We start from the raw sequence: 12,866 nt of genomic DNA on the forward strand, positions 1-12,866 counted from the left end.
GAGGGTGCCGTCGAACACCGAGGAGGAGCAGGACGTCGCAATGCTGAGGACGCCGGACGGCCACGGGCGGCTCGAGCTGACGAGGTTCCACACGCCGAAGGCGATCAGCGCCGAGCCGGTGGCGAGGTCGCGCAGTTCGAGGACAGCTATCTGCTCTGCTACGTCCGCGGCCCCGAGGGCCTCCTCGTCGGACTGGCCGAACAGCTCGGCCGAGGACTGCCCAGGGGGCCGTACGGCCGCGTCGAGCAGCGGTCGGGCGGCGCCCGGCAGCCGAGGGTACGCGGCCTGATCCACAACCCCCTCGGCAGCCGGACTTCTCTCGGGCCTTGCCATGCGATCGGTTCCGATATATCGTTGACGCATCGCGACAGATCAACGATGGAATGGAGTGATTGCGATGCGTTCCCATGGATTCGAACGTGGACACGGTGGACCCGGCCCTCGCGGCCGGGGTGGTTTCGAGGGCCGACGCGGTGCCTTCGGTCCCTTCGGGCCGGGTGGCCCCGGCGGTGGTCCGGGCGGCCCGGGCTTCGGTTTCGGCGGACCCGGCTTCGGCCCGGGCCCCTGGGGCCCACGAGGGCGCGGCGGACCGCGAGGCAGGGCACGGCGAGGTGACGTACGCGCATCGATCCTGGCCCTGCTGAAGGACCGGCCGATGCACGGTTACGAGATGATCCAGGAGATCGCCGAGCGCAGCGGCGGGGCGTGGAAGCCCAGCCCCGGCTCGGTGTACCCCACCCTCCAGCTGCTGGAGGACGAGGGCCTGATCACCAGCGCGAGCGAGGGCGGCAAGAAGCTGTTCTCGCTCACCGAGGCCGGCCGCACGGCGGCCGACGAGGGCCCGGACGCGCCCTGGGAGGAAGCCTCCCGCGGCATCGACTTCGAGGCGCTCGGTGAGATCCGCCAGGCCGGCTTCGGCCTGATGGAGGCCTTCGGCCAGGTCTGGAAGACCGGCAGCAAGGAGCAGCGCGAGAAGGCGCTGGCCGTCATCAACGAAGCCCGCAAGAAGCTGTACCTGATCCTCGCCGACGAGGACTGAGGCCGACAGGCCTGACGAGGCGCCCCGCACGGTATCCGTGCGGGGCGCCTCCGCGTGTCGTGGCTCAGGCCACCAGCCCGGCCAGCTTCCGCAGCGACTCGTTCAGCGCGGCCGTCGCCGAGTCCTTGAGCTTGCCCGCCATCAGGGACACCGCCGCGCCCGTGAACTCACTGTCGATGCGGACCGTCGTGGCGTCGCCGTCGGGGGTCAGCGTGTAGCGGTTGACCAGGCTCACCGCCATCGGACCCTTGCCCCGGGTGGCGAACACCCGGGCCGGCTCCAGCTCGTCGATGGTCCACTCGACCTCGGCGGGAAAGCCCATGAGCTTCATGTTCTCCTGGTAGGTCCCGCCCACTTCGAGGCTCTCCGGACCGCCCTCGGGGAAGCTGGTGTGGGTCGCGTTCCACTCGCCGTACGCGGACCAGTTGGTGAGCTGCGACCAGACCTTCTCGGCGGGGGCCCCGATGCGAGCCTCCGCGCTGACTTCGGCCATGCGACCACCCCTTCGTGTCGGGCTACGGTGTCGCGGAACGTAGCCGCAGGGCCTGGAACATTCAATACTGATGAACCGTCAGAAAGTGTGAGCGTTCCCGTCGGGCGCCGCGGGCTCAGCCGACCCGTCGTATCACCGCGGCGTCGAAGAGGTCCCATGCGCGCGGGAAGGCGCTCTCGTCGTGGCAGTGCCAGGCGTCCCAGAACAGGTCGGCGGGCAGTGCGTCCTCCGGGGCGTACACCCGGTACACGTACTGCTTGCCGTCCACCGCCGGCAGAGCCACCAGCCAGCACCTGCTCTCCATGCACCTGTTGGACGTGCGACGGGGCGCTGTGGTTGCGCGTGAGGCGTGCGGCAAGGCGGCGCGCGCCCCTGCGGGTAAAGCGGCTTGATCTCATCCGTAAGGAGGAGATTCCGGCCCGCCGAGTCCACTCTGTGTGGGACGCCGAAATGCTTCCCCTCGGGGATGACCGGCGGCGAGGGGGCTGATGGGGTAGGGGATGTGCAACCCCGTATCCCCCGGCAGCAGGCAGGCGAGCAGGCCGTCGGGCCGCGCTCGGACAACGATGCCAGGCTCAGTGACGAGCTGGCAGCGGTGGTCTCGGGTGCCCGCCGTCGGGCAGTGCGCGACGGTGACCGGCAGATCGACACGGCCCATCTGCTGCACTCGCTCCTGGAGCACGACCCCGAGGTGCGGGACGTCTTCGACGACGGACCCGAGATCGCCCGGCTGCTCGGCTACCTCGTGCAGCGCAGCATCGGCTACGGCCTGCGCTGGCAGGGCTCCGTCGAGGACTCCGGTGCCGTGCCCGTGGTGACGGAGACCGAGGGCTTCTCGCCGCTGGCCGCGGGCGCGATGGAGTACGCCTGCGAGCGCGCCGCCGCCCGCGGCCCCGAACCGGCCCGTGGCGTGGACCTCCTCGCGGCGATCGTCGTCGACCCACAGGCCCGCGCCGTCGAGGTGCTCGACCGCGCCGGTATCGAGACGAGCGCGGTCCTCGCCCGCATCTAGGGCGTGCCGGCGCGGTCGGCCCGGCCCGGCCGCTGAGCTCCGACCACCCGGGGTGCGTCCAATCGTTGAGACAGGTGTCAACGAGGGTGACGGTCATGTCGTCGCCTGTCATCATGTGCCGGTGCGTACCTCTGAGAGCAGTTCGGGCGGCAGTGGCAAGGGTGTCGGGCTCGGTCTCGCGCTCGTGTCCGCGGTCGCCTTCGGGGGATCCGGCGTCGCGGCCAAGCCGTTGATCGAGGCGGGACTCGACCCGCTGCACGTGGTGTGGCTGCGGGTGGCGGGCGCGGCCCTGGTGATGCTGCCGGTCGCCGTGCGCCACCGCGCGCTGCTGCGCCGCCGCCCCGCCCTGCTCGCCGGGTTCGGCCTGCTCGCGGTGGCCGGTGTGCAGGCCTGCTACTTCGCCGCGATCTCCCGGATCCCCGTCGGCGTCGCCCTGCTCGTCGAGTACCTCGCACCGGCCATCGTGCTCGGCTGGGTGCGCTTCGTGCAGCGGCGGCCGGTGACGCGCGCCGCCGCGCTCGGCGTGGTCCTCGCGGTCGGCGGCCTCGCCTGCGTCGTCGAGGTCTGGTCGGGCCTGGGCTTCGACGCCGTGGGGCTGCTGCTCGCGCTCGCCGCCGCCTGCTGTCAGGTCGGCTACTTCGTCCTGTCCGACCAGGGCAGCGACGCCGGCGACGACGCACCGGACCCGCTCGGCGTCATCGCCTACGGCCTGCTGATCGGCGCGGTCGTCCTGACCGCCGTCGCCCGCCCCTGGACCATGCACTGGTCCGTGCTGACCGGTACCGCGCACATGGACGGCACCCCGGTTGCCGCCGCCGCCCTGCTGGCCTGGATCGTCCTCGTCGCCACGGTCCTCGCGTACGTCACCGGCGTGCTGTCGGTGCGGCGGCTCTCGCCGCAGGTCGCGGGAGTCGTGGCCTGCCTCGAAGCGGTCATCGCGACCGTGCTGGCCTGGGTGCTGCTGGGCGAGCACCTCTCGGCGCCGCAGATCGCGGGCGGCGCGATCGTACTGGTGGGCGCGTTCATCGCCCAGTCCTCGGCCCCCTCGAAGGCCTCCGGCGCCCCGGTGGCGAGCGGAGACGCCCACGCGGAAAGTGAGTTGCCGGCCCGTGAAACCGCGGCCTAGTCTCCGGTTCGTGCATTCGATCACTCACGTCATCGTCTCTCCGCCCGCCGCCTGAGGCGGGCCTCCGAGAACCGCGCCCGGCATGCCCGGGCGGTGTCGGTGTCGCCCGCAGACGGAGTCCGAGGGCCTTCCGCGCGTCCGCGCGAGGTCCGTTCCCTGACTTCCGCGCGGCCGCCGCCTGCGGGCTGCCGCCGCGCGCCTGCGGAGAAAACATCGTGTCGAATGCTGCTTCCGGCCTGCCCGTCGGGCGAGGTCTTGGCTGTCTCATCATCGCCGGTGCCGTCTGGGGCACCGCGGGCGCGGCCGCGTCGCTGATCCACCGGACCAGCGACATGGGTCCCGTCGTCCTGTCCTTCTGGCGTTGCGCGGCCGGGCTCGTCCTGCTGACCGCCGTCCGCGCCCTGCGCCGCCCGGTCCAGTCGGCCCCGCGGCAACCGCTCGGCCGGCGAGCCGCGCTGGCCACCGTCACCGGGCTGGGGCTGGCCGTCTTCCAGGCCGCCTATTTCGCCGCCGTCTCGGCCACGGGACTCGCCGTGGCCACCGTCGTCACCCTGGGCACCGGCCCCGTCCTCGTCGCACTCGCCGCCCGCCTGACCATGGGGGAGAGGCTCGGGCGCGGCGGTGCCGTGGCGGTCGGCGGAGTGCTCCTCGGGCTCGGCGTCGTCACCCTCGGGGGCGCGGGCGCGACGGTACGGCCGTGGGGTGTGCTGCTCGCGGTGGTCTCCGCCGCCGGCCAGTGCGCCACGACGCTGCTCGCCCGCAGGCGTGGGCGGCAGGGCCACGCCGATGCCTCGGCGGCGGCCGTGGACACGTTCGCGGGCGCGTCCCTGTGGCTGCTGCCGCTCGCGCTCGCCGGCGGACTGCTGCCGCAGATCGCCCGACCGACCCTGTTTCTCCTGCTGTTCGCCTACCTCGCGACCGTGCCCACGGCCCTGGCGTACACGCTCTACTTCGCGGGCGCAGCCGTCGTACGGTCGGCCACCGTGGCCGTGATCATGCTCCTGGAGCCGGTCGGCGCAACCGTCCTCGGGTTCGCGCTGCTGGGCGAACGCCTGACGGCGACGACCCTGACCGGCATCGCGCTGATGCTCACCTCGGTCGCAGGCCTCGCGTCGGCCGAGGCGCGAGGTGCGACACCGGAGCCGGTGCACAGCTGAACCGGGAGAGGGGCCTCTTGGCAGGCCCCTCTCTCACGCCCCGCGCCTGCGCAGCAGATGCTCACGCGCGGCCGCGTCGCGCGGCCCGCCCCGCTCCGCCAGCCCGGCCGCGACACGCTCCTGCACCTCGGGCTTGCGGCCCGCGTACTTGAACTTCGCCCGTACGTCGACGACTTCGAGCCGCAGCCCACGAATGCCCGGCAGCATCCGGCCGTACGGCACCTCGCCCGTCGCCACCCGGGCGGAGCCGCCCTCCGGCTGGAAGTGGCCGACCTGGCGGTTGAGGAGCGCGGCCTTCTCGGCCGGGTCGTCCACGACGTGGGCCCGGCAACGGAGTTGGACGGCCGCGTAGAAACTCGTCGGAGTGCCGTGCTCGGGCGGCGCGTCCGGCGGGGCCTGCCAGGGGCCGGGGACGTACACGTAGTCGTCGACCACGCTCAGCAGCACGTCCGGGTCCGCCTCCAGCGCCGACCACAGGGGGTTGGGCCGGGCGAGATGGGTGACGACCTCGCCGCGCTCCGCGTCGTAGAAGAAGTGCAGCGGCTGGACGTACGGCGGCTCGCCCGGCAGGCCGTTGACGGCGAGCTGTCCGAAGTCGTGCGTGCCGAGCCACTGCTGCCACTCGGTGTCGTCGCGGGCGGCGTCCCAGGGGTGGATCAGCATCACGGCACCGCCAGGTAGTCGGGGAGCGCGATGCCCGGAGCCAGGTCGGCGTCGGGGAGCGGGACTTCGTAGCCCTTGCGCAGCGGCACCACCCCGGCCCAGTGCGGGAGGGCGAGGTCCTCGGGCTCGTCGTTCACGCCGCCCGTGCGGAGCTTGGCGGAGACCTCGTCCAGGTCGAGGCGGATCACGGCGGTCGCGGCCAGCTCCTTCTTGTTCGCCGGCCGGGAGTCGGCCGCCCGGCCCGGCACGACGTGGTCGACCAGTGTGTCCAGCGCGACCCGCTTCTCCTCCGGGTCGGTCACGTCGTACGCGATGCCGTGGACGACGACGGACCGGTAGTTGATCGAGTGGTGGAAGGCCGACCGCGCCAGGATCAGCGCGTCGACATGCGTGACCGTCAGGCACACCGGCAGCCCCGGGTCGGCCTTGCCGGTCATCCGCAGCGGCCGCGACCCCGTCGAACCGTGCACATAGAGCCGCTCGCCGACCCGGCCGTAGAGCGTGGGCAGCACCACCGGTGCCCCGTCGCGCACGAAGCCGAGATGGCACACGTAGCCCTCGTCGAGTATCGAGTGCACCAGTTCCTTGTCGTACGACGCCCGGTCCGCGGAGCGCGTGGGGACGGTGCGGTCGGTCGGCGTGTAGGCGGCGGGCTGCGACGTCGGCTGCTGCTGGGTCCCCTGCATCGCGATCTCCATTGCGTTTCCTATTGCACTAGTGCATAATCTGCTTTGTGCTAGGAGGATATCGGATCGAGGGGCGACGCGCAGCAGAGATTGCGGCGAGCGTCGAGCGTGCGGTGGGGTCCGGCGAGCTGGAGCCGGGGCAACTGCTTCCGCCCATGCGGGAGTTGGCCGTGGAGCTGGGCGTGAACCCCAATACGGTGGCGTCCGCGTACCGGATCCTGCGGGAGCGCGGGGTCATCGAGACGGCCGGGCGCCGGGGCAGCCGGGTGCGGCCCAAGCCGGCCACGACGGGGCGCGAGTACGCCGGGATGCACCTGCCGGAGGGGGTCCGAGACGTGGCGAACGGCAACCCGGATCCGGCACTGCTGCCGTCGCTGGCCAAGGCATTCGCGGCGGCGGGCGAGCAGGCCGACCGCGAGCCGGTCCTGTACGGGGGTGCCGCCGTGGAGCCGGACTTGGCACGCATCGCGCGCGCGGCGCTGGACGCGGACGGCGTGCCGGACGGCCCCCTGACCGTCGTCTCCGGTTCGCTGGACGCCGTCGAGCGCGTGCTGGCGGCACATCTCAAGCCCGGGGACACCGTGGCCGTGGAGGACCCCGGCTGGGGCAGCCTGCTCGACCTCGTCCCGGCGCTGGGCCTGCGCACGGCCCCGGTGGGCGTCGACGACGAGGGCCCGCTGCCCGTTGACGTAAAACGGGCTCTGGAGTCGGGCGCACGCGCCCTGATCGTCACGGACCGGGCCCAGAACCCGACCGGCGCCGCCGTGACCGCCACGCGCGCGCGTGCCCTGCGCGCCGTGCTCCGCGAGCACCCGGAGACCCTCCTGATCGAGGACGACCACGGTCACGGCATCGTCGACCTCCCTTTGCACCCCCTGGCCGGCGTCACCCACCACTGGTCCTTCGTCCGCTCGGTGGCCAAGGCCTACGGCCCCGACCTGCGCCTCGCGGTACTCACCGGCGACGGCGTCACGGTCGACCGGGTAAGGGGCCGCCACCGCCTGGGCCCCGGCTGGGTCAGCCGCATCACCCAACGGGCGGTGGTGCGCCTGTGGACCGACGACACACTGGACGCAAGGGCGGTGGCAACGGCATACCGCCAACGCCGGGACCTACTGATCAACGCACTGGCAGACCATGCCGTCGAGTCCCACGGCCGAACCGGCCTGAACGTCTGGATCCCCGTGCCGGACGAGACCGCAGCCGTGTCCCGCCTGCTCCACGCCGGCTGGGCGGTGGCCCCGGGCGCACGTTTCAGGATGAGTGCACCGCCGGGCATCCGGGTCACGGTCTCTACTCTCACCCCGGAAGAGGCTGCCCCCTTGGCGGACGCGATCGCCAAGGCCTTGGGTCCTGCACCGACCCGGAACTTTGTGTAAGGGGTAAGGACAGTCGACCTTCTTGGGGGCGCGGGGAACTGCGCGACCAGCCACGAACAACCCGCAGTCGCACACAATCCTCGGCCTCACCCCATTAGGCGCCCTTGGGCCGAACCTGAGTAAGCGCCGCCCCCGCCAACACGACCAATGCCCCCACCGGCGTGGACCAACTCAGCGATTCCCCAAGAATCGCAACCCCCGCGGCAGTCGCGATCACCGGAATGAAGTACGTGACCATCTGAGCCGTCGTAGGCCCGACTTCAGCAACCAGCCCGTACTGGAGGAGAACGGCCAGCCCCGTCCCCAGCGCACCCAACGCGGCGACCGCAAGCAGCGGCACCACGGCGAAGTGACTCGGAGCCGTGGTGAACAGCGGCGTGACGACGGCCAGTTGAAGCGTCGCCAGCAACAACTGGGCACCGGTGAGCGACAGATGGGAGTGGCTCGACCCGGCCAGAGTCCGGCGAACATAGATCCACCCGACGGGATAACTCAGCGAGGCCAGCAACGCCATGGCCGTCCCCGTCGCATCCAGCCCATGGAACCCCTGCCAGGCCCCGAGAACCGTCAGAACACCGAGAAACCCGATCCCCAGCCCCGCGACCCGCACCCGAGTAGGCCGGTCCTCGGACAGCGCGACCAGGGACAGCGCCATCCCCCAAAGCGGCGACGTCGCATTGCATATCCCGGCCAGCGTGGAGGGAATCGTCAGCTCGGAGTAGGCGAACAACGAAAACGGCAGCGCATTCAACAGGAACGCGGCGACGGTCAGATGCCCCCACGTCCGCACCCCCCGAGGCAGCCGCTCCCTTTTCACCGCCATCGCCAGCGCGAGCACACCCGTTCCGAACACCAGCCGCCCGAGCGTGACCTGGAACGGTGCAAACCCCTCCGTACCGACCTTGATGAGGAGAAAGCTGAAGCCCCAGATCAGGGACAGTCCGCCGAAGCGCAGACGCCAGTCGAGGGCGGGACGGCGGGCGGCGGAGGAGGACCGGGCGGGGGTCCGTGGCGCGGTGGCGGTGGTCATGGTCGTAACGATGCGGCACAGGAACCTCGTAGCACAATCGAGTTTTCGCGCCCGGTACCTCGTAGTATTGCTTACATGTTGAACCTGGAGCGCCTGCGCACCCTCGACGCCCTCGCCCGGCACGGCTCGGTCAGCGGCGCGGCCGAGGGGCTGCATGTCACGACGTCGGCCGTCTCGCAGCAGATGTCCAAGCTGGAGCGCGAGGTCGGCCAGCAGCTGCTCGCCAAGAACGGGCGGGGTGTGCGGCTCACGGACGCCGGCCGGCTGCTCGCCGAGCACGCGGCGCGCATCCTGTCGCAGGTCGCGCTCGCCCAGTCCGACCTGGAGGCGCACCGCGGGCAGGTGGTCGGCGAGCTCAGACTGGCGGCGTTCCCGACCGCCGCGCGTGGGCTGTTCCCGGCCGCGCTGTCGGCGCTGCGCTCCGCCCATCCGGGGCTCCGTGTCACCTCGCGGGAGACGGAGCCCGAGCCCGCCGTCCTCGCCGTGGTCCGCGGCGACTTCGACCTCGCCGTCGTCCTCGACTGGTACAACCGGCCGCTGCCCATGCCCGACGGGCTCGTCAAGGCCGTCATCCTCGACGACACGGCGGATGTGGCGATGCCCGCGGCGCACCGCCTCGCGGACCGGGAAGAGGTGGACCTCGAGGACTTCGCCGACGACGACTGGATCACCTGGGGCGAGAGCGAGTTCTGCCACGAGTGGCTGATCCACACCCTGCGCTCCAAGGGCATCGAACCGCGCGTCGCCCACCGCGCCGAGGAGCACCCCACCCAACTCGCCCTGGTCGGCGCCGGGTTGGGCGTCTGCGTGGCACCGCGGCTCGGACGCGGGCCGGTGCCGGAGGGCGTGCGGACCGTACCGGTGCGGCAGTCCGTCCAGCGCCAGATCTACGCCGTCTGGCGCACGGACGCCGACCGCCGCCCGTCGATCCGGGCGGCGGTGGAGGCACTTCAGGACGCGGGGCGGAAGGTCGGCTGACCCAACGCGCCTATGCGGGCCCCAGCTTGCGGAAGTCCCAGGACACGATCTTCTCCGGCGTCAGCCGCACCCAGGCGTGCCGGCCGTCGTGCGGCATCTCCTCCAGGTTGAAGTTCTTGCGGGCGAACAGGGTCTCCGGGACGTCGAGTTCGGCACACAGCTCCCCGGTGCGCGGGAACTCGCCCACGAACTCCACGGCTCCGGACAGCTCGACGCCCCGCAGCTCGTCGTACTCCTCGCCGGTGTCGACCACGATCGCGACCCGCGGATCGCGACGGAGATCGGTCCAGCGCTTGCTGCGCACGACGGAGTACAGCCACATCGACGTGCCGTCCCAGGCGAACCACAGCGTGCTGACGTGCGGCGCACCGCCCGCGGACACGGTGGCCACCCGGCAGGTGCGCTGGGTGGCGAGGAACTCGTCCAGCTCACCGGGCGTCATCATGATCTTCCGGCCCCGGCGTTGAGTGACGGTCATGCGGCCCCCTCTTTCTCTCACGTCGTGTCAGAGGAACTACCGTGATCCTCTGACATCACGTCAGAAAAGAATGGGTCGTCTTCCGTCCTCGCGCAATGGTGGCTACTCTCGCCCGCTCCGGACCACCGCCGACGAGGGGGAACCGTGCCGTCGTACGAACAGCTCAGCGAGCTCCTCGACCCGGCGACCACCGTGCTGCTCACCGTCGAGTGCCAGCAGGGGGTCGTCGGCCCGGACGGCGCGCTGCCCGAACTCGCCCGCGCGGCACGCTCCTCGGGCGCCCTCGCCAACATCGCCCGGCTCGTGGCGGCAGCCCACGAGACCGGAATCCAGGTCGTCCACGCGGTCGCCGAACGCCGCCCGGACGGCCGCGGCGCGAACCGCAACGCCCGTCTCTTCCGAGCCGCCGAACGGCTGCCCGTCCAGCAGCTGTCCGGCACCACGGCGGTCCGCGTGGCGCCCCCGATCGAGGTCACCGAGGAGGACTTCGTCGTACGGCGGCTGCACGGGCTGTCCCCGATCCAAGGCACCGACGTCGACGCCCTGCTCCGCAACCTCGGCTGCCGCACACTGGTCGTGACCGGGGTCTCGGCCAACGTGGCGATCCCGAACGCCGTCTTCGACGCGGTCAACCGCGGCTACACCGCCGTCGTCCCGAGCGACGCCATCGCGGGGGTGCCCGCCGACTACACCCCCGCGATGATCCGCCACACCCTCGCATTGGTCGCCACGGTCGCGACCACGGACGAGGTGCTGGGCTGCTTCAAGCGGCCCCGGCGTACGGGCGTCACGCCAGGGTGATCGAGTCCCCGCTCACGGTGATCTGCTCGGCGGGCAGCGCCTGGGTCGCGGGACCCTTCTTCACGCTGCCGTCCTCCACCGAGAACTCGCTCTTGTGGCACGGACAGAGGATGACGCCGTTGGCGATGCTGGACACCGCACAGCCCTGGTGCGTGCACTTCGAGGAGAACGCCTTGTAGGTGCCCGCCTTCGGCTGCGTGACCACCACGCCCTGGTCCTTGAAGATCTTGCCGCCGCCCTCCGGGATGTCGGAGGTCTTGGCGAGGGCGGTGCCGCCTCCCGAGCCGGACGAGGCGCTGCTGCTCGCGCCGGAGTCGCCTCCGCTCGCATTCGCGCCGGCCTGGGTGTCGGAGGAGCCGGAGGAGGAGTCGTCCGATCCGCACGCGGTCAGCGCGACGGCGAGCCCCGCTGCGCCGACCGCCGCCACGACGGTACGGCGGGCCGGTGCCCCGGTGGGCTGAAGCGATTCGCTGGTCATGCTGACGTTCCCTTCCATGGCATGTTTCGTAGATCTGTACAGGGTTACGGGCGCCGGTCGCCCGTTGTTCAGACGATGTCGAGATCTTGACTCGCTCGAGCCTGGAGGTGGGTAAAGCCACGCTGTCGCTTTGCTGTCGGTCTCGGCGCACCGCTGCCCCCGGGGCGCCGCCTGCGTCCGCCAACACCCCAGTAACCTGGGGCGATGCTCAAGGAAGTCATCGCGACCCGCTACATCACGCCCCTGCGTGAGGGCGGCTCGCTGCCGGGGCTCGTCGAAGCGGACGATTTCGGGATGTATGTCATGAAGTTCACCGGTGCGGGACAGGGTCGCAAGACGCTGGTCGCCGAGGTCGTCTGCGGTGAGCTCGCCCGCCGGCTCGGCTTCCGGGTGCCACGGCTCGTGACGATCGACCTGGACCCGGTGCTGGGGCTCGGCGAACCCGAGCAGCAGGTGCAGGAGCTCCTGCGGTCCAGCGGCGGCACCAACCTCGGCATGGACTTCCTCTCCGGCGCCCTCGGCTTCGACCCGCTCGTCTTCGCGGTCGGCCCCGAGGAGGCCGGCCGCATCCTCTGGTTCGACGCACTGGTCAACAACGTCGACCGCTCCTGGCGCAACCCCAACCTGCTGATGCACCGCGGCGAACTGTGGCTCATCGACCACGGCGCCACCATGATCTGGCACCACAACTGGCCCGGCGCCGAGACCTCGGCCGGCCGTTCCTACGACGCCTCCGACCACGCCCTCGCCCGCTTCGCCCCCGATCTCGCGGGCGCCGCCGCCGAGTTGGCCCCCCGTGTCACCGAGGACCTCCTCGCCGAGGTCACCGCCGAGATCCCGGACGCCTGGCTGGCCGACGAACCCGGCTTCGACTCTCCGGACGACCTCCGGCGGGCCTACACGCGGCCGCTGCTGGCCCGGGCCGCCGTCGTCCACGAGCGCATCACCGGAATCGCCGTCGAGGAGGGCAAGTGAGCGAGCGCCACATCCACATGGCCGGCAGTGTGGTCGAACGCCACATCATCAAGGGCAGCGAGGCGAACGAACGGGACGTCTACGAGTACGCCCTCCTGCGCGTCGTACCGCGCGTGGAACGCGGCGAGTGCATCAACGCCGGCGTCCTCGTCTACTGCCGCGCCAAGGCCTACGTCGGCGCCCGCACCCACCTCGACGAGGCGCGGCTGCTGGCCCTCGACCCGGACGCGGACGTGGCCGGCATCCGGGCCGCCCTCGGGGCCGTCGAGCGCGTCTGCGGCGGGGGAGAGACGGCGGGGCAGGCCGCGGGCGACGACGCCGGGCGGCGCTTCCGGTGGCTGATCGCGCCCCGCTCCACGGTCGTCCAGCCCGGACCGGTGCACACTGGCCTCACCGCCGATCCGGCGGCCGAGACGGAGCGGTTGCTCGACCTGCTGGTGAGGTAATGGATCACACCCGCGCCGTGTGCCGTTGACACCGAGTGCCAGGCCTTCTAGCGTCACGTGTGCCGAAGGTACTAAGCGGTCGCTCACCTAGCGGACGCAGCGTCGGGCGGACGTACTTCCAAGAC

The 12,866-nt window shown here is 71.6% G+C and carries 16 protein-coding genes and 1 pseudogene; 10 read left to right on the plus strand and 7 right to left on the minus strand.

Annotation, left to right across the window (positions count from 1 at the left end):
• Window positions 1–31 precede the first annotated feature (31 nt).
• Together ACFY1L_RS19955 and ACFY1L_RS19960 are read left to right on the plus strand one after the other, a co-directional pair.
• A pseudogene (locus tag ACFY1L_RS19955) lies at window positions 32–210 on the plus strand (VOC family protein); the annotation flags it as partial.
• A 187-nt stretch (window positions 211–397) separates the two neighbouring features.
• Window positions 398–1,039: a PadR family transcriptional regulator gene (locus ACFY1L_RS19960; protein WP_388825540.1), complete on the plus strand. Its 642-nt coding sequence runs from the start codon at window positions 398–400 to the stop codon at window positions 1,037–1,039.
• A gap of 64 nt (window positions 1,040–1,103) precedes the next feature.
• Here the strand turns inward: ACFY1L_RS19960 and ACFY1L_RS19965 are convergent, their stop codons facing one another.
• Both ACFY1L_RS19965 and ACFY1L_RS19970 read right to left on the minus strand, forming a co-directional pair.
• Complete coding sequence (locus tag ACFY1L_RS19965; RefSeq protein ID WP_388825543.1) at window positions 1,104–1,532, minus strand: SRPBCC family protein; 429 nt, start codon at window positions 1,530–1,532, stop codon at window positions 1,104–1,106.
• A gap of 115 nt (window positions 1,533–1,647) precedes the next feature.
• Entirely contained in the window at window positions 1,648–1,815 is a 168-nt protein-coding gene (locus ACFY1L_RS19970) for a hypothetical protein (RefSeq protein ID WP_388825546.1), read from the minus strand.
• Window positions 1,816–2,034: 219 nt separating this feature from the next.
• Here ACFY1L_RS19970 and ACFY1L_RS19975 point away from each other — a divergent pair, with 219 nt between their 5' ends.
• From ACFY1L_RS19975 to ACFY1L_RS19985, 3 genes are all read left to right on the plus strand, one after another.
• Window positions 2,035–2,544, plus strand: coding sequence for a Clp protease N-terminal domain-containing protein (locus ACFY1L_RS19975; protein ID WP_388825549.1), 510 nt, complete (start codon window positions 2,035–2,037; stop codon window positions 2,542–2,544).
• A gap of 115 nt (window positions 2,545–2,659) precedes the next feature.
• Complete coding sequence (locus tag ACFY1L_RS19980) at window positions 2,660–3,670, plus strand: DMT family transporter (protein WP_388825552.1); 1,011 nt, start codon at window positions 2,660–2,662, stop codon at window positions 3,668–3,670.
• Between the two features lie 215 nt (window positions 3,671–3,885).
• Entirely contained in the window at window positions 3,886–4,827 is a 942-nt protein-coding gene (locus ACFY1L_RS19985) for a DMT family transporter (protein ID WP_388825555.1), read from the plus strand.
• 33 nt (window positions 4,828–4,860) lie between these two features.
• Here the strand turns inward: ACFY1L_RS19985 and ACFY1L_RS19990 are convergent, their stop codons facing one another.
• Window positions 4,861–5,490 carry an FMN-binding negative transcriptional regulator gene (locus ACFY1L_RS19990; protein WP_388825558.1) on the minus strand — a complete coding sequence of 210 codons (630 nt, stop codon included), beginning with the start codon at window positions 5,488–5,490 and terminating at the stop codon, window positions 4,861–4,863.
• Window positions 5,490–6,176 carry a pyridoxamine 5'-phosphate oxidase family protein gene (locus ACFY1L_RS19995; protein WP_388825561.1) on the minus strand — a complete coding sequence of 229 codons (687 nt, stop codon included), beginning with the start codon at window positions 6,174–6,176 and terminating at the stop codon, window positions 5,490–5,492. Before ACFY1L_RS19995 ends, ACFY1L_RS19990 begins: the two co-directional genes overlap by 1 nt.
• Before the next feature lie 47 nt (window positions 6,177–6,223).
• On the opposite strand from ACFY1L_RS19995, the gene ACFY1L_RS20000 reads away from it, so the two are divergent.
• The gene (locus tag ACFY1L_RS20000) at window positions 6,224–7,555 is read left to right on the plus strand and encodes an aminotransferase class I/II-fold pyridoxal phosphate-dependent enzyme (RefSeq protein WP_388825564.1); all 1,332 of its coding nucleotides are present in this window, start codon (window positions 6,224–6,226) and stop codon (window positions 7,553–7,555) included.
• A 94-nt stretch (window positions 7,556–7,649) separates the two neighbouring features.
• Here the strand turns inward: ACFY1L_RS20000 and ACFY1L_RS20005 are convergent, their stop codons facing one another.
• Window positions 7,650–8,585, minus strand: a complete 936-nt coding sequence (locus tag ACFY1L_RS20005; protein WP_388825567.1) for a DMT family transporter — start codon at window positions 8,583–8,585, stop codon at window positions 7,650–7,652.
• Between the two features lie 75 nt (window positions 8,586–8,660).
• Here ACFY1L_RS20005 and ACFY1L_RS20010 point away from each other — a divergent pair, with 75 nt between their 5' ends.
• Entirely contained in the window at window positions 8,661–9,563 is a 903-nt protein-coding gene (locus tag ACFY1L_RS20010; RefSeq protein ID WP_388825570.1) for a LysR family transcriptional regulator, read from the plus strand.
• Between the two features lie 10 nt (window positions 9,564–9,573).
• Here ACFY1L_RS20010 and ACFY1L_RS20015 read toward each other — a convergent pair whose 3' ends face one another.
• A complete protein-coding gene (locus ACFY1L_RS20015) occupies window positions 9,574–10,041 on the minus strand; it encodes a pyridoxamine 5'-phosphate oxidase family protein (protein WP_388825573.1) in 468 nt (155 codons plus the stop codon).
• Between the two features lie 144 nt (window positions 10,042–10,185).
• Here ACFY1L_RS20015 and ACFY1L_RS20020 point away from each other — a divergent pair, with 144 nt between their 5' ends.
• Window positions 10,186–10,842: a cysteine hydrolase gene (locus ACFY1L_RS20020; RefSeq protein ID WP_388825576.1), complete on the plus strand. Its 657-nt coding sequence runs from the start codon at window positions 10,186–10,188 to the stop codon at window positions 10,840–10,842.
• Here ACFY1L_RS20020 and ACFY1L_RS20025 read toward each other — a convergent pair.
• Window positions 10,829–11,320 (minus strand): Rieske (2Fe-2S) protein, encoded by a 492-nt coding sequence (locus ACFY1L_RS20025; RefSeq protein WP_388825579.1) that lies wholly within the window; start codon window positions 11,318–11,320, stop codon window positions 10,829–10,831. The two genes, ACFY1L_RS20020 and ACFY1L_RS20025, sit on opposite strands and share 14 nt — an antisense overlap.
• Before the next feature lie 204 nt (window positions 11,321–11,524).
• Here ACFY1L_RS20025 and ACFY1L_RS20030 point away from each other — a divergent pair, with 204 nt between their 5' ends.
• Together ACFY1L_RS20030 and ACFY1L_RS20035 are read left to right on the plus strand one after the other, a co-directional pair.
• Entirely contained in the window at window positions 11,525–12,295 is a 771-nt protein-coding gene (locus ACFY1L_RS20030; RefSeq protein WP_388825582.1) for a HipA family kinase, read from the plus strand.
• Entirely contained in the window at window positions 12,292–12,741 is a 450-nt protein-coding gene (locus ACFY1L_RS20035) for a DUF3037 domain-containing protein (protein ID WP_388825585.1), read from the plus strand. Before ACFY1L_RS20030 ends, ACFY1L_RS20035 begins: the two co-directional genes overlap by 4 nt.
• Window positions 12,742–12,866: the final 125 nt, after the last annotated feature.

Origin of the sequence: Streptomyces sp. NPDC001663 (assembly GCF_042893105.1) — a bacterium.
Taxonomy (GTDB): domain Bacteria; phylum Actinomycetota; class Actinomycetes; order Streptomycetales; family Streptomycetaceae; genus Streptomyces.

Excerpts from the sequence above, each read along its gene's own strand:
- ACFY1L_RS19960 (WP_388825540.1), top strand. The coding sequence starts at position 398 with ATGCGTTCCCATGGATTCGAACGTGGACACGGTGGACCCGGCCCTCGC.
- ACFY1L_RS19965 (WP_388825543.1), bottom strand. The coding sequence starts at position 1,532 with ATGGCCGAAGTCAGCGCGGAGGCTCGCATCGGGGCCCCCGCCGAGAAG.
- ACFY1L_RS19990 (WP_388825558.1), bottom strand. The coding sequence starts at position 5,490 with ATGCTGATCCACCCCTGGGACGCCGCCCGCGACGACACCGAGTGGCAG.
- ACFY1L_RS19995 (WP_388825561.1), bottom strand. The coding sequence starts at position 6,176 with ATGCAGGGGACCCAGCAGCAGCCGACGTCGCAGCCCGCCGCCTACACG.
- ACFY1L_RS20005 (WP_388825567.1), bottom strand. The coding sequence starts at position 8,585 with ATGACCACCGCCACCGCGCCACGGACCCCCGCCCGGTCCTCCTCCGCC.
- ACFY1L_RS20010 (WP_388825570.1), top strand. The coding sequence starts at position 8,661 with ATGTTGAACCTGGAGCGCCTGCGCACCCTCGACGCCCTCGCCCGGCAC.
- ACFY1L_RS20015 (WP_388825573.1), bottom strand. The coding sequence starts at position 10,041 with ATGACCGTCACTCAACGCCGGGGCCGGAAGATCATGATGACGCCCGGT.
- ACFY1L_RS20025 (WP_388825579.1), bottom strand. The coding sequence starts at position 11,320 with ATGACCAGCGAATCGCTTCAGCCCACCGGGGCACCGGCCCGCCGTACC.
- ACFY1L_RS20030 (WP_388825582.1), top strand. The coding sequence starts at position 11,525 with ATGCTCAAGGAAGTCATCGCGACCCGCTACATCACGCCCCTGCGTGAG.